The 23,454-nt window shown below is 73.5% G+C and carries 20 protein-coding genes and 4 pseudogenes; 13 read left to right on the top strand and 11 right to left on the bottom strand.

The window, feature by feature from the left end; genetic code table 11:
* Positions 1–180 precede the first annotated feature (180 nt).
* From KIF24_RS22575 to cofC, 5 genes and pseudogenes are all read right to left on the bottom strand, one after another.
* Complete coding sequence (locus tag KIF24_RS22575; protein WP_221085722.1) at positions 181–1,059, bottom strand: NUDIX hydrolase; 879 nt, start codon at positions 1,057–1,059, stop codon at positions 181–183.
* Positions 1,047–2,579 carry a CYTH and CHAD domain-containing protein gene (locus KIF24_RS22570; protein ID WP_221085721.1) on the bottom strand — a complete coding sequence of 511 codons (1,533 nt, stop codon included), beginning with the start codon at positions 2,577–2,579 and terminating at the stop codon, positions 1,047–1,049. The genes KIF24_RS22575 and KIF24_RS22570 overlap by 13 nt, the downstream gene beginning before the upstream one ends.
* A 25-nt stretch (positions 2,580–2,604) precedes the next feature.
* Positions 2,605–4,898 (bottom strand): annotated as a pseudogene (locus tag KIF24_RS22565) (RNA degradosome polyphosphate kinase).
* Between the two features lie 53 nt (positions 4,899–4,951).
* Positions 4,952–5,149 (bottom strand): cold-shock protein, encoded by a 198-nt coding sequence (locus tag KIF24_RS22560; protein ID WP_221085719.1) that lies wholly within the window; start codon positions 5,147–5,149, stop codon positions 4,952–4,954.
* A gap of 23 nt (positions 5,150–5,172) precedes the next feature.
* Entirely contained in the window at positions 5,173–5,802 is a 630-nt protein-coding gene (cofC, locus tag KIF24_RS22555) for a 2-phospho-L-lactate guanylyltransferase (protein ID WP_221085718.1), read from the bottom strand.
* A gap of 127 nt (positions 5,803–5,929) precedes the next feature.
* Between cofC and KIF24_RS22550 the strand changes: the two genes are divergently transcribed.
* Genes KIF24_RS22550 through KIF24_RS22530 form a run of 5 tightly spaced genes read left to right on the top strand, consistent with a single transcriptional unit; the run spans position 5,930 to position 10,728 of the window.
* Positions 5,930–6,667, top strand: a complete 738-nt coding sequence (locus KIF24_RS22550; protein ID WP_221085717.1) for a lysophospholipid acyltransferase family protein — start codon at positions 5,930–5,932, stop codon at positions 6,665–6,667.
* On the top strand, positions 6,664–7,668 hold the full coding sequence (locus KIF24_RS22545) for an NAD(P)H-dependent glycerol-3-phosphate dehydrogenase (protein ID WP_331461244.1): 1,005 nt from the start codon (positions 6,664–6,666) through the stop codon (positions 7,666–7,668). The genes KIF24_RS22550 and KIF24_RS22545 overlap by 4 nt, the downstream gene beginning before the upstream one ends.
* Before the next feature lie 5 nt (positions 7,669–7,673).
* Positions 7,674–8,807, top strand: a complete 1,134-nt coding sequence (locus KIF24_RS22540; RefSeq protein WP_221085716.1) for a cystathionine gamma-lyase — start codon at positions 7,674–7,676, stop codon at positions 8,805–8,807.
* A complete protein-coding gene (locus KIF24_RS22535) occupies positions 8,804–9,625 on the top strand; it encodes a putative protein N(5)-glutamine methyltransferase (RefSeq protein WP_221085715.1) in 822 nt (273 codons plus the stop codon). Before KIF24_RS22540 ends, KIF24_RS22535 begins: the two co-directional genes overlap by 4 nt.
* Before the next feature lie 38 nt (positions 9,626–9,663).
* Positions 9,664–10,728 (top strand): ROK family protein, encoded by a 1,065-nt coding sequence (locus KIF24_RS22530; protein WP_221085714.1) that lies wholly within the window; start codon positions 9,664–9,666, stop codon positions 10,726–10,728.
* Positions 10,729–10,789: 61 nt separating this feature from the next.
* On the opposite strand, the gene KIF24_RS22525 is transcribed toward KIF24_RS22530, so the two are convergent.
* Positions 10,790–10,990 (bottom strand): DUF397 domain-containing protein, encoded by a 201-nt coding sequence (locus KIF24_RS22525; RefSeq protein WP_221085713.1) that lies wholly within the window; start codon positions 10,988–10,990, stop codon positions 10,790–10,792.
* A 3-nt stretch (positions 10,991–10,993) separates the two neighbouring features.
* A complete protein-coding gene (locus KIF24_RS22520; protein WP_221085712.1) occupies positions 10,994–11,839 on the bottom strand; it encodes a helix-turn-helix domain-containing protein in 846 nt (281 codons plus the stop codon).
* A gap of 227 nt (positions 11,840–12,066) precedes the next feature.
* Between KIF24_RS22520 and KIF24_RS22515 the strand changes: the two genes are divergently transcribed.
* Both KIF24_RS22515 and KIF24_RS22510 read left to right on the top strand, forming a co-directional pair.
* Complete coding sequence (locus KIF24_RS22515) at positions 12,067–12,303, top strand: hypothetical protein (protein ID WP_221085711.1); 237 nt, start codon at positions 12,067–12,069, stop codon at positions 12,301–12,303.
* A 149-nt stretch (positions 12,304–12,452) separates the two neighbouring features.
* Positions 12,453–13,559 carry a D-alanine--D-alanine ligase family protein gene (locus tag KIF24_RS22510; protein ID WP_221085710.1) on the top strand — a complete coding sequence of 369 codons (1,107 nt, stop codon included), beginning with the start codon at positions 12,453–12,455 and terminating at the stop codon, positions 13,557–13,559.
* A gap of 63 nt (positions 13,560–13,622) precedes the next feature.
* Here KIF24_RS22510 and KIF24_RS22505 read toward each other — a convergent pair.
* A pseudogene (locus KIF24_RS22505) lies at positions 13,623–14,245 on the bottom strand (DUF3515 family protein).
* A complete protein-coding gene (locus KIF24_RS22500; RefSeq protein ID WP_013284547.1) occupies positions 14,246–14,479 on the bottom strand; it encodes an Lrp/AsnC ligand binding domain-containing protein in 234 nt (77 codons plus the stop codon). It abuts the pseudogene before it with no gap.
* Between the two features lie 149 nt (positions 14,480–14,628).
* Here KIF24_RS22500 and KIF24_RS22495 point away from each other — a divergent pair, with 149 nt between their 5' ends.
* Together KIF24_RS22495 and KIF24_RS22490 are read left to right on the top strand one after the other, a co-directional pair.
* Positions 14,629–15,567 carry a thiamine-phosphate kinase gene (locus tag KIF24_RS22495; protein ID WP_221085709.1) on the top strand — a complete coding sequence of 313 codons (939 nt, stop codon included), beginning with the start codon at positions 14,629–14,631 and terminating at the stop codon, positions 15,565–15,567.
* A 53-nt stretch (positions 15,568–15,620) separates the two neighbouring features.
* Complete coding sequence (locus KIF24_RS22490; protein WP_221085708.1) at positions 15,621–16,088, top strand: GNAT family N-acetyltransferase; 468 nt, start codon at positions 15,621–15,623, stop codon at positions 16,086–16,088.
* Between the two features lie 119 nt (positions 16,089–16,207).
* Here the strand turns inward: KIF24_RS22490 and rpmB are convergent, their stop codons facing one another.
* Positions 16,208–16,399: a 50S ribosomal protein L28 gene (gene rpmB, locus KIF24_RS22485; protein WP_007075181.1), complete on the bottom strand. Its 192-nt coding sequence runs from the start codon at positions 16,397–16,399 to the stop codon at positions 16,208–16,210.
* A 171-nt stretch (positions 16,400–16,570) separates the two neighbouring features.
* Here rpmB and KIF24_RS22480 point away from each other — a divergent pair.
* Both KIF24_RS22480 and recG read left to right on the top strand, forming a co-directional pair.
* Positions 16,571–18,213: pseudogene (locus tag KIF24_RS22480) on the top strand (DAK2 domain-containing protein).
* Positions 18,210–20,439 (top strand): annotated as a pseudogene (gene recG, locus KIF24_RS22475) (ATP-dependent DNA helicase RecG). The pseudogenes KIF24_RS22480 and recG overlap by 4 nt, the downstream one beginning before the upstream one ends.
* Positions 20,440–20,549: 110 nt before the next feature.
* Here the strand turns inward: recG and KIF24_RS22470 are convergent.
* Entirely contained in the window at positions 20,550–22,049 is a 1,500-nt protein-coding gene (locus KIF24_RS22470; protein ID WP_221085707.1) for a cell wall anchor protein, read from the bottom strand.
* A gap of 336 nt (positions 22,050–22,385) precedes the next feature.
* Between KIF24_RS22470 and rsmD the strand changes: the two genes are divergently transcribed.
* Positions 22,386–22,949, top strand: a complete 564-nt coding sequence (gene rsmD / locus KIF24_RS22465; protein ID WP_221085706.1) for a 16S rRNA (guanine(966)-N(2))-methyltransferase RsmD — start codon at positions 22,386–22,388, stop codon at positions 22,947–22,949.
* The gene (gene coaD / locus KIF24_RS22460; RefSeq protein WP_221085705.1) at positions 22,946–23,428 is read left to right on the top strand and encodes a pantetheine-phosphate adenylyltransferase; all 483 of its coding nucleotides are present in this window, start codon (positions 22,946–22,948) and stop codon (positions 23,426–23,428) included. The genes rsmD and coaD overlap by 4 nt, the downstream gene beginning before the upstream one ends.
* Positions 23,429–23,454 lie beyond the last annotated feature (26 nt).

Raw genomic sequence — 23,454 nt, 5'->3', positions numbered from 1 at the left:
CTGAGCGAAATGCCGGTGCTGGACGAGAGGCCGGCAGTGGGATCTGGCGGGCAGGGCGAGAGGCGGGCCCGGGCGAGCTGGCGGGCCGGCGACGTCGCGATCCGCGACGGCGGGCGGGATCGGCGTCATGCCAGGCGGGCGCCGGGTGTCGCCAGGACTTCGGGCGGGTGCCGGGGTCGGTCAGATGCGGTCGGCGCCGATGAGCCGGTCTCCGGTGAAGGCGAGCAGCCAGCCGCCGCCCTTGCCGGTGGTGTAGTCGCCGCCCCGCCCGGCGAGGCGCTCCAGGGCGCCCGGGATCACCTTGCCCTGGCTGCACACCGCCGCCGGCTCGCCCGCGGTCGCCAGCGCGGTCAGCAGCGCCGCGGCGGCCAGCATGCACTCGTCGGGCTGCTGGCCGGCGATCGGCTCGTTCAGGTCGCCGGACACCTCGATCGGCAGGTCCAGCAACGCGGCAGCCGGGTCGAGGGTCTGCACACACCGGCGCGGCGCGGCGGAGAGCAGCCGGGTCGGGCGGATCAGCCCGATCAGCGGCGCCAAGGCGTACGCCTCGGACCAGCCACGGGCGTCCAGCGGGCGCCCAGTATCCGGGCCGGGCCAGGTCAGCCGCTTACCGGCGTGCCCGTGGCGGACCAGCACCAGCGTCGCGGTGACCGGCGGCAGCGCCGCGAACGCGGCGAGCACCTCCGCGTCGTGCGGGTAGCTGACCAGGGTGACCGCGTCGTCCACGGCCAGCCAGCGGATCTCGTCGACCTCGGTGTCCGGCTGGAAGCCGCCGGTGCCGACCACCCGCATCGACCAGTAGTCGACCACCTTGAGCCGACCCTCGCTGCGATACCGCGCGGTCGGCAGCCGCAGCTCGGGCGCCGCCTGGGCATCGGCCTCCTCGGCTACCTCCCGGGTGGCGGCGATCAGCGGGTGCTCACCCGGCTCCAGTTTGCCCTTCGGCAGCGACCAGTCCCCGTACCGGGGCCGGTGCACCAGGCACACCTCGGCGCCTCCGTCCGGAGCCGGCCGCCACACCACGCCACCGGCCGCCCGGATCTCGGTCACGCCAGCCACCGGGTCCGGCGTCGCCGGCTGGCCCGTCGCCAGGCGTACGGGAAGTCCGCCCGCGCCCGCCGTACGGCGGCCCGCTCACGTTCCAGCAGCCGGCCGGCGGTCACCGCCAACTGATGGTCGGCGGGTCGTTCCTCGGCCACCGCCCGCCAGGTCTGCGCGGCCACGGCGGCGTCCTGGTGCTCGCCGAGCAGGTTCTGCACCTTCGCCAGCGCGCGGGCCAGCTTCGCCGCGTCCCGGCCGAGCACGGGTGCGACCGCCGTCACCGCCGAGCGGGCCTGCTTGCCCTGTTTGCGTACGGTGTGCCACTGCTCGTCGGGTCCGGCCGGGTCGAGGGCCGCGACGCCGCCCGGCTTCTTCGCCGTGCCGGCCAGCTGTCGCCAGGGGCGGCCCACCAGTCGGGCCAGCACCTGCCGGGCCGGCGCCTTCGCCCGTGGGGTGAGTCGGGGCGCCCGGGCGGCCAGCACCAGCGCGTCGACCAGGGCCAGGTAACGCGCTGACCGCAGCGCCTCGTCCACGCCGGCGAGGGCCGCCTCCTGCCAGCCGGCCAGCACCTCGTCCAGCCGGTCGACAGCTGCCGGATCGACCGGGCTGACCGGGTCGGCCGCGGCGGTGCGGCGCAGCCGCTCCCGGAGCACCTCCGTGTCCCGGGCCGCGCCCAGGGCGTCCGCCAGCCATTTCAGCTCGGTGCGCAGCGGCCGGGCCCAGGCGGGGCGGACCAGCGGGCGGAATGTCTTCAGGTCGCTGCGCAGTCGCCGGCAGGCCACCCGCATCTGGTGCACGGCGGTGTCGTCGTCGCCGACCGGTGCGCGTAGCCGGACCAGCGGGTCGTGTGCCAGCAGCCGGCCCGCCTCGCGGCGTACCGCCTCGGTGACCACCGCCGCCGCCGTGGGGTCGGCCGGCAGCTCGGCCGGGGCGACCAGGTCCGGCTCCGCGGTGGCCGCCCGGCCCAGCGCGCGTACGTGCTTCGGGGTGAAGTCGCCCCCCTCGGCGCCGGCGTCGCCCAGCAACCCGCCGAGTCGGTCGAGCAGTTCCACGTCGCCGGCCTTGCGTTCCACCTCCACCTCGCGGAACCCGCCCGTGCCGGTGCCCTCGGCGTCGAGCACGGTGACCCGGTCGTCGACCACCTCGGCCAGTACCGTGCCGGCCCGGTCGAGGATCTCGTGACCGTGCCGGTCGGTACGCACCACCGCTGCCGGGGCCAGCGGCGCGCCCCGGTGGAAGACGGTGACCAACTCGGCCAGTTCCGCCGGCAGCTCGCCGGGAGCACCGGCCCGGGAGATCTCGTGCCGGACACCGGGGCTGTCGGTGGGCAGTTTCACCGTCCAGGGCAGCTCGTCGCCCTCGCGGTGGCGCAGCGAGACACCCGCTCTGGCCAGCCGCAGGTCCACCGTGTCGTGATAGGTGGCGACAAGGGTCACCGGCGGTAGCGCGCGGACGGATCCGCCGACGGGGGCGGCGGGGGAGAGATCGGGCATGAGCCACTCGGGCTCCACCGTGAACTTCCGTTCCTCCTCGACCATCTGCTCAGCCTATTCCCGGGCCCGCTCAACCGGCCGCGCTGCCGACGCGACGCAGCAGCAGATCCTGTAGGTGGGTCAGCGGCGCCTCCGGTGTGCCGGCGCACCGCGCCCAGGTGCCGTCGGCCGCCAGCTCGAACGCGTCGACCTCCGGGTTCATCGCCGCGCCGAACACGTAGTCGAGTTCGGCCCGGGCCACCGGGTCGCTCACCTGGACCAGCGCCTCCACCCGCCGGTCCAGGTTCCGGTGCATCAGGTCGGCCGAGCCGATCCAGAACTCGGCGTCGCCGTTGTTGCCGAAGCGGAAGACCCGAGAGTGTTCCAGGAAGCGGCCGAGGATCGAGCGGACCCGGATGTTCTCCGACAGGCCGGGCACTCCGGGCCGGAGCATGCACATCCCCCGGATGACCAGGTCGACGTGCACACCGGCCTGGGAGGCCCGGTACAGCGCGTCGGTGACCTCCTCGTCGACCAGCGAGTTCACCTTGAACTGTACGAGCCCCGGCATGCCGAGCCGGACGTGCGCGACCTCCCGTTCGATCCGTTCGATGAGGCCGCTGCGGATGCCCTGCGGCGCCACCAGCAGCCGCCGGAACGCGGTCTGCCGGCTGTAGCCGGTGAGCACGTTGAACAGGTCGGTCAGGTCGGCTCCGATCTCCGGGTCGGCGGTGAGCATGCCGAAGTCCTCGTAGAGCCGTGCCGTCTTCGGGTGGTAGTTGCCGGTGCCGATGTGGCAGTAGCGCCGGATCTGGTTGCCCTCCTGGCGTACCACCAGGGCGGTCTTGCAGTGGGTCTTGAGACCGACCAGGCCGTAGACCACGTGGCAGCCGGCCCGTTCCAGGGTGCGGGCCCAGCCGATGTTGGCCACCTCGTCGAAGCGTGCCTTCAGCTCGACCAGCACCACCACCTGCTTGCCGGCGGCGGCGGCCTCGACCAGCGCGTCCACGATCGGCGAGTCGCCGCTGGTGCGGTAGAGCGTCTGCTTGATGGCCAGCACGTTCGGGTCGGCCGCGGCCTGCTCGATGAAGCGTTGCACGCTGGTGGCGAAGGAGTGGTACGGGTGGTGCACCAGCACGTCGCCGTCGCGCAGGGTGGCGAAGACGCTGCGCGGCACCTCGCCCTCGGTGAGCCGGGGGTGGGTGGCCGGCACGAACGGCGGATCCTTCAGGTCGGGCCGGTCGGCCTCACCGTACAACTGCCACAGCGCGGAGAGGTCGAGCAGGCCGCGGACCCGCAGCACGTCCTGGGTGTCCATGTCCAGTTCCCGGACGAGCAGCTCCAGCATGTGGTCGGAGATCGAGGCGGCCACCTCCAGCCGTACCGGCGGGCCGAACCGGCGCCGGGCCAGCTCCCGCTCCAGCGCCTGGAGCAGATCCTCGTCGCGGTCCTCGTCGACCTCCACCTCGGCATTGCGGGTCACCCGGAACAGGTGGCACTCCACCACCTGCATGCCGGAGAACAGCTGACCGAGGTGCACCGAGATGAGGTCCTCCACCGGCAGCATGCGGACCCCGGGTTGGTCCCGGTCGACCCGGACGAAGCGGGGCACGTTGTTGGGCACCTTGACCCGGGCGAACAACTCCGGTCCGCCGTCCGGGTCGCGCACCGACACCGCCAGGTTGAGTGACCGGCCGGAAATGTACGGGAAGGGGTGGGCCGGGTCGACCGCGAGCGGGGTGAGCACCGGGAATATCTGCTCGCGGAAATAGGTCCGCAGCCGCTCCCGCTCCGGGTCGCCGAGGTCGGACCAGCGCAGCACCCGGATGTCCTCGGCGGCGAGCTTCGGCAGCACGTCGTCCACGAAGCAGGCGGCGTGCCGCGTCACCAGGGTGGCGGACTTCTCGGCGATCAGCGCCAACTGGGTGCGCAGTGGCAACCCGTCGCCGCCGCGGACCGGCAGGCCGGCGGAGAGCCGGCGCTTCAGCCCGGCCACCCGCACCATGTAGAACTCGTCGAGGTTGCTGGCGAAGATGGCCAGGAACTTGGCCCGCTCCAGCAGCGGGGTGCGCTGGTCCTCGGCCAGTGCCAGCACCCGGGCGTTGAAGTCGAGCCAGGAAAGCTCCCGGTTGAGGAACCTGTCCTCTGGCAGGGCACGACCCGGCGGCGGCTCGTCGGCGGGTGGCGGCAGGCCCGGTTGGGACACGGCGTCCAATACCTCCTCCAGGCCGGCGGAGGCTGCTGCCGGGTCGGTGCCCACCACGTCGTCGGGCGTCGGTCGGCCGGGGCGGAACCGCCCGTCGGGCCCCGGGGGCGGTCTCCGTTGCGGCTGGTGGGGTCGTCGGTGGCGGCAGGGCTGGCGGCGCGTTCGCGAGGGGTGCTCACCCGCTCATAATCACCCGATCACGGTGAACGCAAAATGAACTTGGGTCGGGATGTCAGGACATCGTCGGAAGTGTCACGCGTACGACGTCCCCGGCGGCGTCGGTTTCCACCCGGACCCGTTGGCCGAGCCGGAGCAGTCGCAGGCCGGAGGCATCGAAGGCGCGCGCCGGGAAGGGCAGCTCCGTGCCGTCGTCGAGCAACAGCAGCCCGCTCCGGTTCGCCGCGTCGAAGGTCGCCACCGTGCCCTGCATGCCAGCACCGTACACCGGTCGGCTCAGCCGGTGAGGCAGCCGGCGGCCAGCGCCGCGGTCCGCGGCCCGAGGCCCAGCCGGGCCGCCGCGGCCAGGTCGTCGGCGGTGTCCACGTCCCGCCGGAGGCTGGGCCAGTCGCCGGTGAGCGGGTGTGCCCCACTCGACGCGTGTGCCACGGCCGAGCCGGGCCCGAACCGCGGATCCAGCGGTACGCCCGGCGGGGCGGCCAGCAGCACGGTGCCGGTCCCGGGCGCGTCGGCGACGAACCGGCGGGCACCCGCGGTGCCGGTCCGTGCCGCGCGCAGCGCCGCGGCCAACTCGGCGGGACGCAGGGCGGGCAGGTCTGCGGTGAGCCCGGCGAGCCATCCGGGGACGCCGACCGCGCCGCGCCGGAACGCGGCGTTGAGGCCGGCGCCCGCGACGTCCGGCAACACCCGGGCGCCCGATCGTCGGGCCGCCTCGCCCACCCGGGCGTCGTCGGTGACCACCAGCACCTCGGCCACCTCGGGACAGGCCAGTACCGCGTCCAGCGTGTCGGCGGCCAGCGCCAACGCCAGGTCCTCGTGCGGGATGCCCGGCACCCCGCCACGCAGCCGGGACTTCGCGGCGGCCAGGTGCTTGACCGGCACCACCACGGTCCATGGCTGACTCACGCCTGCCATCCTGCCAGCCCGGCGGCGGTACCCTCACTGGCCGTACCCGGGGCGAGCAGGCATGATTTCGGCTGCGGACCGCACCGGACTCTCCGGTGGGCCGGTGGGGCGGGCACGAGGAGGCACGGTGGGTCGGCGGAGGCTGGGATTCTGGCAATGGTTCGCCGTGGTGCTGGTCAAGCCGGTGATGACCGTCTGGACGCGGCGCACCTGGCGGGGCATGGAGCACCTGCGCCAGGACGGTCCCGTGATCATCGTGCCGAACCACATCTCGCACGCGGACCCGCTGGTCTCGGCTCATTTCGTCTACGACGCGGGGCGGTGGCCGCAGTTTCTCGGCAAGGCGAGCGTGTTCAAGGTCCCGGTGATCGGCTGGATCCTGCACCGATGCCGGCAGATCCCGGTGGAACGGGGCTCGATCGACGCGGTGAAGTCGCTGGACGCCCTGGTGAAGGCGCTCGACGAGGGTGGCGCGGTGATCATCTACCCGGAGGGCACCACCAGCCGCGAGCCGCAGCTGTGGCCGATGAAGGGCAAGACCGGCGCCGCCCGGCTGGCGCTCGCCACCGGTGCACCGGTGGTGCCGCTGGCCATGTGGGGTCCGGAGCGGATCTTCGATCCGCGGCGCGCCCGGATCAACCCGCGGCCCCGGATCCCGGTGACCGTGGTGGCCGGGCCGCCGATCGACCTGACCCGCTGGGCCGGCGCCGCCCCGACCCGGCAGGTGCTGGAGGAGATGACCAACGTGATCATGCTGCGGCTGCGGGACATGCTCGCCGAGATCCGTGGCGGCACACCGCCGCCGCTGTGGCAGCGCGCCACCCGTGCCCGGACCGACCCGCAGCACCCGGAGGCGGCGGCGTGAGCGAGCGTGGGCAGGTGGCGGTGCTGGGTGCGGGGTCGTGGGGGACGGCGTTCGCGAAGATCCTGGCCGACGCCGGGCGGGACGTGACGATCTGGGCGCGGCGGCAGCCGATCGCCGACGTGATCCGTACGGAGCGGTGCAACCCGGAGTACCTGCCCGGGGTGGTGCTGCCGGAACGGGTCAGCGCCACCGGTGACGCCGTCGAGGCGATCAAGGGTGCCGAGATGGTGGTGCTGGCGATGCCGTCCCAGACGCTGCGCGGCAACCTCGCCGCGTGGGTCGAGCACCTGCACCCCGAGGCCACCCTGGTCTCACTGATGAAGGGGATCGAACTCGGCACCACCAGGCGGATGAGCGAGGTGATCGTCGAGACCGCCAAGGTGGCGGCGGACCGGGTCGTGGTGGTCTCCGGACCGAACCTGGCACCGGAGATCGCCGCCGAGCAACCGGCCGCCACCGTGGTCGCCTGCACCGACTCCGACCGGGCGACGCTGGTGCAGCGGTCGATCACCACGCCGTACTTCCGCCCGTACACCAACGACGACGTGATCGGCTGCGAGCTGGGCGGGGCGGTGAAGAACGTCATCGCCCTGGCGTACGGCATCGCCACCGCGATGGGCTTCGGCCACAACACCCGGGCGATGCTGGTCACCCGCGGGCTGGCCGAGACCGCCCGGCTCGGGGTGGCCCTCGGCGCGGACCCGTTGACCTTCGCCGGCCTGGCCGGGATGGGCGACCTGGTCGCCTCCTGCTCGTCGCCGTCGGCCCGCAACCGCACCTTCGGCGAGCACCTGGGTCGGGGCGCCACCCTGGAGGAGGCGCGGGTCGCCACCCGGCAGACCGCCGAGGGGGTGAAGAGCGCGCTGGCCATCCGGGACCTGGCCCGCGCGCACGGTGTGGAGATGCCGATCACCGAGCAGGTCGAGCTGGTCTGCCACGAAGGGGTCGACCCGCGCCGCGCGGTCCGGGCCCTGATGAGCCGCACCACGAAGCCGGAGTGAGCACCATGAGCGAGCCGAGCGCCGGCCCGAGCGGGCACCACGACGGCACCCGATGTGTCCATGCCGGCCTGCCCGAGCCCGCCCCGGGCGCGCCGTTCCTGCCCGGGCCGGTCTTCGCCGCGCCGTACCACCTGGACCCGTGGCAGGGGCCGACGGCGGCGCCGAACGGGTACGGGCGCCCCGACAACCCCACCCGCCGGCTGCTGGAGGCGGCAATCGGCGAGCTGGAGGGCGGCGACTGCCGGGTCTTCGCCAGCGGCCAGGCGGCGATCACCGGCCTGCTGCTGGCGGTGCTGCGGGCCGGCGACACCGTGGTCCTTCCCGCCGACGGCTACTTCCCGGTACGCGCGTTCGCCACCGACACCCTGGCCGGCAACGGCGTACGGGTGCGCTTCGCGCCGACGGTCGGGCCGTACCCGTCGTTCGACGGGGTGCGGCTGGTGCTGGTGGAGACGCCGGCCAACCCGGGCCTGGACGTCGTCGACCTGCCGGCGCTGGCCGAGCGGGTGCACGCCGCCGGTGCCCTGCTGGCCGTGGACAACACCACCGCCACACCGCTCGGGCAGCGCCCGTTGGACCTCGGCGCGGACCTGGTCGTCGCCTCCGGCACCAAGGCGTTGACCGGGCACTCCGATCTGCTGCTCGGCTACGTCGCCACCCGTTCGGCGGAGCTGCTGGCGACGGTCACCGCCTGGCGGACCGCGACCGGCTCGGTGCCCGGGGCGTTCGACGCCTGGCTGGCCCACCGGTCGCTGGCCACGCTCGACCTGCGGCTGGGGCGGCAGACGGCGAACGCCGAGGCGCTCGCCGGGCTGCTGGCGGCTCGCTCCGACGTGTCCGGGCTGCGCTGGCCGGGGCTGCCGGACGACCCGGCGTACGAGGTGGCGTCGCGGCAGTTGCGGCGGATGCCGGGGGTGCTCTCCTTCGACCTCGGCAGCGCCGAACGGGTCGCCCGCTTCCTCGACGCCGCCCGACTGGTGGCGGCGGCGACCTCGTTCGGTGGTCTGCACACCACGGCCGACCGGCGGGCGCAGTGGGGCGACGACACCCCGCCCGGCTTCGTCCGGCTGTCCTGCGGGGTGGAGGACACCGTCGACCTGGTCGCCGACGTCACGGCCGCGCTGAACACCGTCGCATGACGGTGCCCGTCGCCCCGGCCGCGCGCGACGCCCTGGTCGCCCGGCTGCGGCGGGCCGGCTGTGTCTGGGCGGAGGACGAGATCCGCCTGCTCGTCGAGGCGGCGGGCAGCCCGGAGGCGCTGGCGGGGCTGGTCGAGCGGCGGGCCACCGGGGAGCCGCTGGAGTACCTGCTCGGCTGGGCGGAGTTCTGCGGGGAGCGGATCGGTGTCGAGCCGGGGGTCTTCGTGCCCCGGACGCGTACGGCTCTGCTGGTCTCGGCTGCCGCCGCGGTGACCGGGCCGGCGGCGACCGTGGTGGAGCTGTGCTGCGGTTCCGGCGCGGTGACCCGGGCACTGGCGCGTCGCCTCGCCGCGCCCCGGTTGCTGGCCGCGGTCGACCTGGATCCCGCGGCGGCGGCCTGCGCCCGGCGGAACCTGGCCGCCCTGGCCGTCCCGGTGTTCGCCGGTGACCTGTTCGATCCGCTGCCGGCGGCCTGGCGGGGCGGCCTGGACCTGGTGGTGGCGAACGCGCCGTACGTGCCGACGGCGGCGATCGCCCTGATGCCGCCGGAGTCACGCGACCACGAGGCCCTGACTGCGGTGGACGGCGGGCCGGACGGCCTGACGGTGCTGCGCCGGCTCGCCGTCGCCGGAGCGAGCTGGCTCGCGCCGGGCGGACACCTGGTGGTGGAGGTCGGTGAGGCGCAGGTCGACGAGCTTCGTACGGTGTTGACCGAGGCCGGACTGGCGCCGACGGTGGTCCGGGACGGCGACCTCGGCGCGGTCGCGATCACGGCCCGTCGGCCGGCTGCCGTGGCGGGTGGGCCGGACGAGAACTAGCCTCACGTCAGGTCGTGACGGCGGGAGGCGGAACTCGGGTGGATGGCGCAACGGTGCCGGTGGTGGTCGGGATCGACAACGGTGGCACGAGCAACAACGCCACGGTGCTGACGCTGGACGGGCGGTTTCTGGTCGACCGGCTGGTGGAGACGCCGAGTCAGGTGCAGGCGGGGCCGGTGGCGGCGGTGGCGGCGATGGCGGACGCCCTCGACGGCGTCCTGGCCCTCACCGGGGTGCCTCGCGCACTGGTCCGCGCGGTCGGTCTGGACACGCCCGGTCCGGCCAGTGCGACCGGGGTCATCTCGTCGAAGGGGTCCACGAACTTCTCGCAGCCGGCCTGGCGCGGCTTCGACGTGCGGGGTGCGCTCACCCGCCGCCTCGGGCTGCCGGTGGTCTACCACAACGACGGCAACGCGGCCGCGCTCTACGCCCACCACGCGCAATTCGGCGCCGACGCGATGCGGCGATCGTCGGTGTCGGCGATCGTCGGCACCGGGCTGGGCGGTGGCCTGGTCGAGAACGGCCGGGTGATCTCGGGCGCGGCCGGCATGGCGGGCGAGCTGGGACACGTGCAGATCCCGCTGGCCACCGTGCTGGCGCCGGGACAGCCGGTGCCGACCTGCGCCTGTGGCTTCGCCGGCGACGTGGAGAGCCTCGCCTCACTGACCGCGATCGAGCGGAACCTGCTGCCGTACTGGCTGACCCGCTTCCGCGGGCATCCACTCGCCGCCGAGCCGCCGGCGCGGGCGGCGAAGCTGGTCCGCGGCTACGGCGAGCGGGGCGACGACCTGGCCCGGGAGATCTTCGCCCAGCAGGCGAGGGCGCTCGGGGCGCTGTTCACCATCGCCGCGAATTTCACCGACCCCGATGCGTACTTCGTCGGTGGCGGGGTGGTGGAGACGGCACCGGAGTTCCGCGACTGGTTCCTGGCGACCGTGCGCGAGCACACCCTGCTCCGCGCGGAGCAGGCCGCCATGGCCACGTTCGCGCTGGTCCCCGAGCGGGACATGGCCGGCGCGCGGGGTGTCGCCCTCGCGGCCCTGGAGACGGTACGCGCCGTACCCGCGCCGCCGCCGCTGTTCGGCGACGCGACGAAGGGCTGACCGGGCCGGCGGTGCCCTTACCGGCCCGGTCAGCGGCACTGGGGTGCGATTCCTCCGTGGGTCAGTCCGTCGGCGGTGCCTGGGTGAAGGTGGTCCAGGCCTCCGGCGGGAAGAGCAGGAGCGGGCCGTGCGGGTCCTTGGAGTCGCGCACGGCGACCGTCCCGGGGACGACCGCCACCTCCACGCAGGCTCCCTCGTCGCCGCTGTGGCTGCTCTTGCGCCACCCGGCCACGGTCACCGCAGCGTTGGTCGTCGGTGTCATCGCTTACCGTCCCTTCAGGAGTGTGAAGATTGCGTCGCGGCTGGCCGCGGGGCTGAGCGCGACGGTGCGCAGGTGTTCCATGATCTTGGTGCAGGTACGCAGGTCGCCGGGGCGGTCGAGGACCATCTGCCCGGCGACCGTCTCGACGGAGGCGATGATCGGGTCCTCCGGGTCGGCGAATTCGAGGATGTGCAGGGAACCTCGGGTGCCCCGGTGGTAGCCGGCGGCCAACGGGATCATCTGGACGGTGATGTTCGGCAGCTCGCTCATCTTGAGCAGATGGCTCAGCTGTCCCTGGGTCGCCGAGTGGTCGCCGACCGGGCGCAGCAGTGCCGCCTCGTCGAGGATCGCGTCGAAGATCGGCGGATGTTCGCCGGTGAGCCGCTGCTGCCGGTCCAGTCGCAGGTGCACCCGATCCTCGACGTCGTTGTCGCTGAGGGTGTGCGGCCCGCCCCGCATCACGCCGCGGATGTAGTCGGCGGTCTGTAGCAGCCCCGGCACCACGGACGGCTCGAAGTTCGCGATGCCGGTGGCCTCGGCCTCCAGCGCGATGAAGTCGATGGTGCGCCGGTCGAGCAGGTAGGAGTAGGAGACCCACCAGCCCGGCTTGCGGGCGTCCTTGGCCAGCTCGACCGCCGCCGCGACCTCGTCCGTGCCGACCCCGTAGAGGGTGAGCAGGGCGCGCACGGTGGCCGGGCTGACCAGGGTCTGCGCGTTCTCGTAGCGGGACAGCGTGCTGCGGGTGCTGTTGATCTCGTCGGCCGCGGCCTCCAGGGTGAGGCCGGCGGCCTCCCGGTGGTGGCGCAGCGCGATGCCCAGCCGGCGGGCGCGTGCGGTCTTCGGAGCCATGTATCGATGGTCGCACGTATTTGGGACTCTGTACATGAGAGAACGCCGGTGAGAGTTGCATTCATGCCCATGGTGCTGTCAATCTGTTAGCACGTCCTCACCGCCGGTTGTCGTGGCGACGGTGGTGGTGAGTGACCGGAGGGGATGGGGCGCGCGGCGGTCGGGTTATTCCCCCGTACCCGACCGCCGCGTGCCGCGCTGACGGCCAACCATCGGAAGGACATGGGATGACACGCTTCCTGGTGGTGCTGACCGACGTCCGCCCGTACGAGGTGGACGGTCGCAACGAGCGGGCCGCGCCCGAGCGTCGCCGTCAGGTGGTCGGCGCGAGCAGCCGGGAGGCGGCCGACCGGATCGCCGGGGCGTTCATGGCCCTGGGGATGGTGCGAGCCGGTAGGCAGCGGGTCAAGGTGATCGCCATCGGCCGCCGGCATGCGTACGGCGAGCGGGAACTGGCCGGCTAGCTCCGCTCGTCCGGTTACGCACCGTGTATGCCCCGCTGACCGAATGCGGCAGGGGTGCGTTGCCGCAGGGTATCGGCTGCCCGATCCCGCCACGCACAGTAAGGTCATCCGGGAGAGCGCCAGCAGTGCGTCCCGGAAAGGTGACCGCAGTGACCACCCCAGGCAAGACCCGCGTGGCGATCGTCTTCGGCGGACGCAGCCCGGAGCACGGCATCTCCTGCGTCAGCGCCGGCAGCGTGCTCGGCGCGCTGGACCCGGACGAGTTCGAGGTGGTGCCGGTGGGCATCACCCGCGCCGGCCAGTGGGTGCTGACCAGCGGTGACCCCGCCCAGTTGGCGATCGACTCCCGCCGGCTGCCGGAGATCACCGCCGCATCCGGCACGGACATCGTGCTGCGGGCCGACCCGACCGGCAACGGCCTGCTCGTGCTCGACCCGGCCGAGGGACCGCGGGCACTGGCCGATGTGGACGTCGTCTTTCCGGTGCTGCACGGCGCCTACGGCGAGGACGGCACCATCCAGGGCATGCTGGAGATGGCCGGCATCCCGTACGTCGGGGCGAAGGTGTTCGCCTCGGCCGCCGCGATGGACAAGGAGTTCACCAAGAAGCTCTGCGCCGTCGAGGGCATTCCGGTCGGCCCGTACGCGGTGCTGCGCAGCGGGACGACGCTGAGCGAGGCGGACAAGCAGCGGCTCGGCCTGCCGGTCTTCGTCAAGCCCTCCCGGGCCGGCTCGTCCTTCGGCATCACCAAGGTCAACGACTGGGCCGACCTGGACGCGGCGCTGGCCACCGCTCGGGAGATCGACAGCAAGGTGCTGGTCGAGGGCGCGATCGTGGGCCGGGAGATCGAGTGCGGCGTGCTGGAGGGTGAGGCCGGCGGCATGCCGGAGGCGTCGGTGCTGGCCGAGGTCCGGGTGGTCGGCGACTACGACTTCTACGACTTCGAGGCCAAGTACATCGACGCGGAGTCCGCCTGCGAGTACGACATCCCGGCCGACCTGCCGGAGCGGGTCACCCGGCAGGTGCGCGACTACGCCGTGCGCGCCTTCACCGCGCTGGACTGCGCCGGGCTGGCCCGGGCCGACTTCTTCGTCACCCCGGAACTCGACGTCTACCTCAACGAGATCAACACGATGCCCGGCTTCACCCCGACGTCGATGTTCCCCCGGATGTGGGCCGCGGCCGGCCTGGAGTACCCGAAGCTGGTCGACCGGCTCATCCGCACCGCCCTGACGCAGGGCACCGGCCGGTACTGACCCGACCCGCCCGCCGCGGCCACGTCGACCCGGCCGCCGCGTCAGCCGGTCGTGCGGCTGCGGTCAGGGAGCGCAGCCGGAGGGCACCGGCCCGGCCGAGGGAACCGAGGCGACGATGGTGTCGGAGATCGGCGAGGCCAGCTGCAGCGCCGGGCCGTGCGAGCGCGGCACCCGGACGGTCACCGCGGTCTCCCGGTCCACCGTGGTGAGCACCGTCACGTCGCCCTGCTCCACGCCGTGCCAGCAGACCGAGTTGACCAGCCAGAGGTGGTCGGTGGGCCGTACCTCGGGTTCGGCGCCGCCGCAGGCCACCGTCAGCGCCGGGTCGCCGTACGCGGCGTTCTGCTCGGACCCTGCCGTGACGGGCCGCTGCGGCAGGTCATCGATCGACGTGGGTAACTGCGACAGCAGCGCCCGGCAGACGATCGCCGGCCGTTCGGCCAGCACCGGGGCGGCCATCTCGACCGGCTCGGTGGAGCCGGGAAGCGACGTGGTCGGCGACGCCTGCGGCGCGGCGGCCGGCGCGTCCGGGAGAGGTTGGCCAGCGCCAGCGCGCCCACCAGCAGCGCCACCGGCACCGCCACCGCGGTGGCGATCAGCGCCGCGTGGCGGCTGGTACGGTCGGGTGCCTTCGCCGTGTCCGGGCGATCCGCCTCGGCGACCGGGGAATCGGAGATCGTGTCCACTTACAGGCGCACCACCGAACACGTGAGGGTGCGGGTGATGCCGGGCACCATCTGCACCTTGCTGACGATGAGCTTGCCGAGCTCGTCGACGGTGTTCGCCTCGGTGAGCACGACCACGTCGTACGGCCCGGTGACCGCGTCGACGCGGACCACGCCGGCGAGATCCGCGATGAGACCGGCCACGTCACGTGCCCGGCCGACCTCTGTCTGGATGAGGATGTACGCCTGTACCACGACTCGACCTCCCTCCGTCGCCGCCTGCCAGGCGGCCCGAAGGGAGAAAGTACCTTACGGACCAGGGCTGATCCCTATCGGTGGTCAAGGAGAAGCATTGCGCGAGCGAAGCGGAGTGCCGGCGTGAGCGTGCGGGCCGGAGTGTCGGCGTGAGTGTCGCGGGTGTCGGCGAGTTCGGTCTGATCGACCGGGTGACCGCCCGGCTGTCGTACGGAGCCACGGTGCTGCTCGGCCCCGGCGACGACGCCGCGGTGGTCGCGGCGCCGGACGCGCGGGTGGTTGCCACGACCGACGTGCTGGTGGAGGGGCGGCACTTCCGCCGTGACTGGTCCGGGGCGCACGACATCGGTCGCCGGGCGGCCGCGGCGAACCTCGCCGACGTGGCGGCGATGGGGGCCGAACCGACCGCCCTGCTGGTGGCGCTCTGCGTGCCGGCCGACGTCGCCGCCGGCTGGGTGGAGGAACTGGCCGACGGGCTGGGCGCCGAGGCGGCCGGCGTCGGCGCCAGTGTGGTCGGCGGGGACATGTCGGCCAGTCCCACCCTGACCATCGCCGTGACCGCCCTCGGTGACCTGGCCGGCCGGCCGCCGGTGACCCGTTCCGGCGCCCGCCCGGATGACCTGGTCGCCCTGGCCGGCCGTACCGGCTACGCGGCGGCCGGGTTCACCGTGCTCTCCCGTGGATTCCGGACGCCCCGGCTGCTGGTCGAGGCGTACCGCCGGCCCGAGGTGCCGTACCCGGCCGGGCCGCTGGCCGCCCGGCTGGGGGCCACCGCCATGATCGACGTCTCCGACGGGCTGCTCGCCGATCTCGGGCACGTGGCGAAGGCCAGCGGGGTGGCCGTCGACCTCACCCGGGACGCCTTCGAGGTGCCGCCGCAGATGCGCGACGCCGCGCAGGCGCTCGGTGTCGATCCGTACGCCTGGCTGCTGGCCGGTGGCGACGACCACGCGCTCGCCGCGACCTTTCCCCCGGCGACGGTCCTGCCACCGGGGTGGCGGGCGATCGGTCGGGTCACCGAGGGCTCCGGCGTGACGGTGGACGGCCGTCCGTTCGACGGTCCGGCCGGTTGGGACCACTTCCGCTGATGGCCCGCCCACCTCCCGGGGGTAAGGGGCGCCAGTGGTCGTACCCTTTACGGGTGCAGCAGATCGAGATCCAGCCGGTGCCGTTCGACTCGCCGGTGGCGCAGCAGTTGATCACGGCGACGCTGGCCGACCTCGGTGCCCGGTACGGCGGCAGCGGCGACGAGACACCGATCGACGCCGGCGAGTTCACCCCGCCGGCGGGGACGTTCCTGGTCGCCTACCTCGACGGGCAGCCGGTCGGCTGCGGCGGCTGGCGCAGCCACGGCGCCGACGGTGACACCGCCGAGCTGAAGCGGATGTACACGTCGCCGCAGGCCCGGGGGCGCGGCGTGGCCCGCACGGTGCTCGCCGCCATCGAGCGCTCGGCCCGTGAGCACGGCCGCAAGCGGATCATCCTGGAGTGTGGCGACCGGCAGCCCGAGGCGATCGCGATGTACACCGCGGCCGGCTACGACCGGATCCCGAACTTCGGCTACTACGCCGAGGAGCCCGGCTGCCTGTCGTTCGGCCGTATTCTCTGATCCCGCCGCGTCAAGGGGCCCTCGTCGCGCCACCGCCCGGCGAAGGGAGCGCGGACACGACGATGCCGGCGGACCGCTGGGTCCGCCGGCAGTGACGGTGTGGGGTGGCGGATGCCGCGTCAGGCGCGGGTGACCTTGCCCGCCTTGATGCAGGAGGTGCAGACCTTCAACTTCTTGGTCGTGCCGCCACCGGCCGGGGTGCGCACCGACTGGATGTTCGGGTTCCAGCGGCGGTTGGTCCGCCGGTGCGAGTGGGACACGTTGTGGCCGAAGCCCGGCCCCTTGCCACAGACGTCACACACGCTAGCCACGGGATACTCCTGGGATTTGAAACGTTCATGAGGTCGCCGCCAGGCGCTGCCCGGGCAACCTGGCCAGGCTACCCGATGGCGGATCCAGCTGCCCAACCCGGGGGCAACCCGGGGGGCGCGGGACACGCCCGGGGTCCGGCGCCTGTCAGCGTACGCCAGTAGGCTTCCACCGTGCTGGACACCCTCGACGCCGCGGCCGTCGGCCGCTGGTGCGCCAGCGGGCTGGCCGCGCTCAAGCGGCACCAGGGGGAGATCGACGATCTCAACGTCTACCCGGTGCCCGACGGTGACACCGGCACGAACCTGGTGCTCACCCTCACCTCGGCGCAGCAGGCCCTGGCCATGGATCTCGACACCCACGCCGACGGCGCCGCCACCGCGCACGGGCACGCGCTGCGCCTGATGGCCCGGGGTGCCCTGCTCGGTGCCCGCGGCAACTCCGGGGTGATCCTGTCGCAGATACTGCGCGGGCTCGCCGACGCACTGGCCACCGTTCCCCAGGTGCGGGGCCGGGCGCTGGCCGCCGCCCTGGGCGCGGCGACCGACGCGGCGTACGCGGCGGTCGCCCGGCCGGTGGAGGGCACCCTGCTCACGGTGGTCTCGGCCGCGGCCGGCGAGGCCGAGCGGGTCGGCAGCGACGAGCTGCCGGCGGTGGCCCGGGCGGCGGCCGGCGCTGCCGCCACGGCCTTGGCCCGCACCCCGAACAGCTGCCGGCACTGGCTCGCGCCGGCGTGGTCGACGCCGGTGGGCGGGGGCTGTGCCTGCTGCTGGACGCCCTGGTCGAGGTGATCACGGGGGAGAGCCCGGCAGGTGGCGCGCCCGCACCGCGGCGCGGGCCACCACCGGCCGGCGCCGCCCCGCCGACCGGCTCCCCGGAGTACGCCTACGAGGTGCAGTTCCTGCTCGACGCCGAGCCCGAGGCGGTGCGCCGGATGCGTGACACGCTCGCCGCGTTCGGCGACTCCGTCGTGGTCGTCGGCGACGGCGAGCCGTCGGGCGGCACCTGGCAAGTGCATGTGCACGTCGACGACGTCGGCGCGGCGATCGAGGCAGGGGTGACGGCCGGACGCCCGCACCAGATCTTGGTGACCCGCTTCGCCGACCAGCCGGCGCCGCGGCCCGGCTCGGCGCCCGAGGGCCGGGCGGCCGTGGTCCCGGCGCCCGAGGGCCGGGCGGCCGTGGTGGTGGCCGCCGGCACCGGGATCGTCGAGCTGCTCGCCGGTGAGGGCGCGGTGGTGGTGCCCGGCAACCCCTCGACCGGGGAGTTGCTGGACGCCGTCCGGGCCACCGGCGCGGCCTGCGTGGTGGTGCTGCCCAACGATCCGGACGCGCAGGCCGTGGCGAACCAGGTCGCCGAGGAGGCGGACCGGCTGGGGGTGACGGTCAGTGTGGTGCCGACCCGCTCGCCGGTGCAGGCGCTGGCCGCGCTCGCCGTGCGGGATCCGCGGCGCCGCTTCGCCGACGACGTGATAGCGATGGCCGAGGCCGCCGGCGCCTGCCGGTACGCCGAGGTCTGCCAGGCCGGCCGGGAGGCGCTCACCGTCGCCGGCCCGTGCCGCGCGGGCGACGTACTGGCCCTGGTGGAGGGGGAGGTGCACCTGATCGGCAGCGACCTGGTCGACACCTGCGTCGCGCTTGTCGACCGGATGCTCGGCGGCGGCGGCGAACTGGTCACCCTGCTCGTCGGGGCCGACGCACCCGACGGGCTGGCCGACGCGGTACGCGCGCACATCGCGCGGCGCTGGCCCTTCGTCGAGGTGCAGGCATACCCGGGCGGGCAACCGCACTATCCCCTGTTGGTGGGTGTCGAATGACCGCCGAGCAGGCCGACCTGGACACCCCGCTGAAGAAGCTGGTCGGCGAGAAGACCGCCAAGGCGCTGGCCAGCCACCTCGACCTGCACACCGCCGGTGACCTGCTCTACCACTTCCCGCGCCGCTACGACGAGCGCGGCGAGCACACCGACATCCGCGCGCTCGACGTCGGCGAGCAGGTCACCGTGCTGGCCCAGGTGCAGCGCACCGCCGTCCGCCCGATGCGCCAGCGCCGGGGCAACCTGCTGGAGGTGACCGTCGGCGACGGCTCCGGTGGCACCCTCACCCTCACCTTCTTCGGCAACCAGGCGTGGCGGGAACGCGAACTGCGGCCCGGCCGGTGGGGGCTGTTCGCCGGCAAGGTCACCGAGTTCCGGGGCAAGCGGCAGCTCAACGGCCCGGAGTACGTCCTGCTCGGCGAGCAGACCGACACCGAGGCGGCGGCCAGCGAGCAGATCGAGGAGTTCGCCGGGGCGCTGATCCCGGTCTACCCGGCCGCCGCGGCCGTACCGACCTGGGTGATCGCGCGTTGCGTGCGGGTGGTGCTGGACACCGTCGCGCCGCCCGATGATCCGTTGCCCGCCACCGTGCGGGCCAGCCGGAACCTGGTCGGTCTCGGCTCCGCCCTGCGCGAGATCCACCGTCCGTCCAGCCGGGAGGAACTGTATCGGGCCCGCCGCCGGCTGAAGTGGGACGAGGCGTTCGCCGTGCAGGTGACCCTGGTACGGCGCAAGCGGGCAGCCGCCGCCTCGCCCGCGCGCCCCGCCCGGCGCGGCGGGGTGGCCTGCTCGACGCGTTCGACGCCCGGCTGCCGTACGAGTTGACCGCCGGCCAGCGCGACGTCGGCGTCGAGATCGCGGCCGACCTGGCCACCGGCCACCCGATGCACCGCCTGTTGCAGGGCGAGGTCGGCTCCGGCAAGACGGTGGTGGCGCTGCGAGCCATGCTCCAGGTCGTCGACGCGGGCGGGCAGGCCGCATTGCTCGCCCCGACCGAGGTGCTCGCCGCCCAGCACCACCGTGGCATGCTCGACCTGCTCGGCCCGCTCGCCCAGGCCGGTGAGCTGGGCGCCGCCGACCACGCCACCCGGGTGGAGCTGGTCACCGGCTCGCTGGGCGCGGCGGCCCGGCGCCGGGCCCTGACAGAGGTCGCCAGCGGCGCCGCCGGCATCGTCCTCGGCACCCACGCCCTGCTCTACGAGGCGGTCGACTTCGCCGACCTCGGCCTGGTGGTGGTCGACGAGCAGCACCGGTTCGGGGTCGAGCAGCGGGACGCGCTGCGGGCCAAGGCGGAGCAGCCGCCGCACGTGCTGGTGATGACCGCCACCCCGATCCCCCGCACGGTGGCCATGACCGTCTACGGCGACCTGGAGATCTCCACCCTGTCCCAGCTGCCGCGCGGCCGATCACCGATCGCGTCGCACGTCGTACCGGCCGCCGAGAAGCCGGCCTTCCTCGATCGTGCCTGGCGGCGCCTGCGCGAGGAGGTCACCGCCGGCCACCAGGCGTACGTGGTCTGCCCGCGCATCGGCGACCCGCCGGCGGGGAACGCGGCGGCCGACGCGGAGCCGGCGGACCTCGGGCCGACCGGGGCCGACGGCGACACCGGCCGACGACCCCGCTGGCGGTGACCGAGGTCGCTCCGCTGCTGGCCGACGGGCCGTTGCACGGTCTGCGGATCGGCGTTCTGCACGGCCGGCTGCCGGCCGACGAGAAGGACGCCGTGATGCGCTCCTTCGCCGGCGGCGAGCTGGACGTCCTGGTTGCCACGACCGTGGTCGAGGTCGGTGTGGACGTGCCCAACGCCACGGTGATGGTGGTCCTCGACGCCGACCGATTCGGCGTCTCCCAGCTGCACCAGCTGCGGGGTCGGGTGGGCCGGGGCCGCGCGCCCGGGCTCTGTCTGCTGGTGACCGAGGCGGCCGAGGGCACCAGCGCCCGGGAACGGCTGGACGCGGTGGCCTCCACCACGGACGGTTTCAAGCTCGCCGAGCTCGATCTGGAACAGCGCCGGGAGGGCGACGTGCTCGGTGCCAGCCAGTCGGGCCGCCGTTCGCACCTGCGGTTGCTGTCGTTGCTGCGCGACGCCGATCTGATCCGGGACGCGCGGGCGGAGGCGATCGAGCTGGTCGAGGACGATCCGGAGCTGGGCCGGCACCCCGCGCTGGCCGCCTCGGTAGCCGCGCTGGTCGACGCCGACCGCGCCGAGTACCTCGAAAAGGGCTGACCAGCTGCTGACGCGACCCGGCGTGGCACCGGAGCCTCGGCGCATGTGCGAACCGCCCCGGTTACCCGTGGACCGGGCAACCGGGGCGGAATCGCTCAGCTCAGCTCAGCTCAGGCGGTGAAGTGGATCCGCCGCCGCCGCGCCATCACGAACACGACCGCGCCCAGCGCCAGCAGGGCGATGGCGCCCGCGGCGATGCCGCCGGCAGCGGCACCGGTCACCGGCAGGCCCGGCTCCTCGCCGCCGCCACCGCCGCCGCAACCCTCGGGTGCGTAGACGACCTCAAGCTCCAGGCCCAGCTCCGGCAGGACGACCAGCGCCGCCTCGTCCTCGCCGGCCGGGAAGGCGACCTTCTCCGCCGAGCCCGGCTCGACGGTACGGGTCTCGGTCTGGTCGCCGTAGCTGAACTCCACATTGACCGGCACGCCACCCTCCGGGTTCGACGCGGTCAGCGCGAAGGTCTCGCAGTCGGCGTCGGTGGTCACCGTCGGCAGCGGGCAGTCCTCGGGGCGCTCCCAGGAGTACGTACCGTTGTCGATCACCTCGCCGTCGACCAGCACCTCGATCTTGCCGGCATTCTCGGCGGGCACCACGGTCTCGTTGTCGGCCTTACCGGGGTCGACCGTGACCGTCTTGGACCAGCCGTTCTCGCCCCGGACCTCGAACTCGACCGGGTACTTGGAGATCGAGCCGTCGTTGCTCAGCGAGACCGTGACGGTGCCGTCGCAGGCCGAGGCGAAGGTGGCGGCCGGGGTGGTGCAGTTCTTGCTGCCGCCGTTGTACCAGCCGTCCGGGCCCGACGAGCGGTTGCCCGGTGCGCCCCGGTCGCCCAGCTTCTTGCCGCCGTAACGCGGGCCGTCCTCGACCAGCGGGTCGATGACCTCGTCGACGCCGCCCCAGATCAGGTCGACCTGGGTGTGGCAGTCCGGGACCTCGACGTTGAGCTCGATCTCGGTCTGGGTGCCGCCGAGGAAGTTGCTGTCCGGCGTGCCGTAGACGTACTGCGGGGTGGAGAACTTCGGGCGCGGCGCGAAGTACGACACCAGGGTGAAGTACTGCTCCTCCTCGCCGCACAGCGGCAGGTCGCCCTCCAGCTTGACGGTCGCCTTGCCGTTCGGGCCGTCGAAGGTGTGGCTGTACTTCGCCTCGCTGGCGTCGACGCACTTCGGCGCCGGCTTGCACGCCTCGTCGCCGTCGAGGTCGATTGCGCCTTCGTTGGTCTGCTTCCGGAGAATGCCCCAGCGAGCCTTGACGGTCAGCTTGGCGTTCGCGGTGTCGCCCGGCACCCGCTGGACCGCCTCGACGAAGCTGCCGCCGGGGATGGCGACGTCCTCCAGATCGACGGTGTCGGCCCCCGGCACGAGCACCTGAACCGGGGTCGAGGGCTCGGCGATCACCTTCTTGATGGTGGCGGCCTTGCGGGGCTGGCTGTTGACCACCTTCCACGTGATCAGCCGCTCACCACTGAGCTGGTCACAGACGGCGGTGGCGGTGATGGTGGTCTCGTGGGCGGCGGCCGGGGTGGCTACCACCGCTGCTCCGGCCAGGCCGATGAGGGCGGCTGCCAGGACAGCCAGCGGTCGCCGCAGCGACAGCTTTGGTCGGATCACGCGTACTCCCGGGGTGAAGAAAGCGTCAATGCCGGCACGGGGGACGGGTGGCGCCGGCGGCGGTTGCCGCGCGCCGGAGAGGGTGCCGTCCGTGCCGAGGGCCGGCGGCGTCGAAGCCGGCACCGGCAGACCCTAGCGAGATCGTGAGGAACGGGACAGCCTTCAGTGGGCCTTAAGAATGATGTTATGAATGCGAGATCATTGATGGCCTGTCGTGATCGAACGATTACCGTAGGCATCCGGCTTGGACCCGCGAGGTCGCCAGGCCGGCACCTGACTCGTCACGCCGGTCAACTGGCCGTCGCGTAGCGTCGGCGGTATGAGCAGGAGCGAACGGTGACCCGGATCGTCGCGGGTAGCCTCGGCGGCCGGCGGATCACCGCCCCGCCGGGCGCCGGCACCCGACCGACCTCCGATCGGGTACGCGAGGCGCTGTTCAGTGCCGTGCAGGCGGAGATCGACCTCGACGGGGCGCGTTTCGCCGACCTCTACGCGGGCTCGGGCGCGGTGGGTATGGAGGCGCTGTCCCGGGGGGCCGGGCACGCGTTGCTTGTCGAGTCCGACCCGCGTGCCGCCCGGGTGATCCGGGAGAACCTGGCGGCCCTGCGGGTGGGGCCCGCCGCCCGGGTGGTCACCGGCAGGGTCGCCGGCGTCCTGGCCGCCGGCCCGGACGGCGGCGGGTACGACGCCGTCTTCGCCGACCCGCCGTACGCGCTGCCGGACGAGGGGATCACCGAGATGCTCGCCGCTCTGGTCGACGGAGGCTGGCTGGCGCCGGACGCGTTGGTGGTGGTGGAGCGGTCCACCCGCAGCGGACCGGTCGAGTGGGTGGAAGGGGTCACTGGCCAGCGCAGTCGCCGGTACGGCGAGACCACCCTTTGGTACGGTCGCCGATCATGAGACGTGCGGTGTGTCCCGGCTCGTTCGACCCGGTCACCAACGGTCACCTCGACATCGTCGGCCGGGCCAGCCGGTTGTTCGACGAGGTGATCGTGGGCGTGCTGGTCAACCAGTCGAAGAGCGGCCTGTTCACCGTCGAGGAGCGCATCGAGATGCTCCGCGAGGTGACCGCCTCCTACGGCAACGTCCGGGTGGAGTCCTTCCGGGGGCTGCTGGTGGACTTCTGCCGGGCGCAGCGGGCGAGCGTGCTGATCAAGGGACTGCGCGCGGTCAGCGACTTCGACTACGAGTTGCAGATGGCCCAGATGAACATCGGGCTCGCCGGGGTCGAGACGTTGTTCATGCCGACGAACCCGCTCTATTCTTTCCTCTCCTCCAGTCTCGTCAAGGACGTGGCCAAGTGGGGCGGCGACGTCACTCCCCACGTTCCCGACATGGTTCGCGAGGCGCTCAAGAACCGCCTGGTCCCACCGGCCTGACCACCCGTCCCGGCCCCATCCGCAGC

The organism is Micromonospora tarapacensis (assembly GCF_019697375.1).
In the GTDB taxonomy this organism is placed as follows: domain Bacteria; phylum Actinomycetota; class Actinomycetes; order Mycobacteriales; family Micromonosporaceae; genus Micromonospora; species Micromonospora tarapacensis.
Note: the sequence above shows the minus strand (reverse complement) of the source record. Positions and strands in the feature narration are given on the sequence as shown.

Bases quoted from the DNA above. Each gene is read 5' to 3' on its own strand.
- KIF24_RS22570 (WP_221085721.1), bottom strand. From the start codon at position 2,579: ATGGTCGAGGAGGAACGGAAGTTCACGGTGGAGCCCGAGTGGCTCATG.
- KIF24_RS22560 (WP_221085719.1), bottom strand. From the start codon at position 5,149: ATGCAGGGCACGGTGGCGACCTTCGACGCGGCGAACCGGAGCGGGCTG.
- KIF24_RS22540 (WP_221085716.1), top strand. From the start codon at position 7,674: ATGAGCGAGCCGAGCGCCGGCCCGAGCGGGCACCACGACGGCACCCGA.
- KIF24_RS22535 (WP_221085715.1), top strand. From the start codon at position 8,804: ATGACGGTGCCCGTCGCCCCGGCCGCGCGCGACGCCCTGGTCGCCCGG.
- KIF24_RS22525 (WP_221085713.1), bottom strand. From the start codon at position 10,990: ATGACACCGACGACCAACGCTGCGGTGACCGTGGCCGGGTGGCGCAAG.
- KIF24_RS22520 (WP_221085712.1), bottom strand. From the start codon at position 11,839: ATGGCTCCGAAGACCGCACGCGCCCGCCGGCTGGGCATCGCGCTGCGC.
- KIF24_RS22515 (WP_221085711.1), top strand. From the start codon at position 12,067: ATGACACGCTTCCTGGTGGTGCTGACCGACGTCCGCCCGTACGAGGTG.
- coaD (WP_221085705.1), top strand. From the start codon at position 22,946: ATGAGACGTGCGGTGTGTCCCGGCTCGTTCGACCCGGTCACCAACGGT.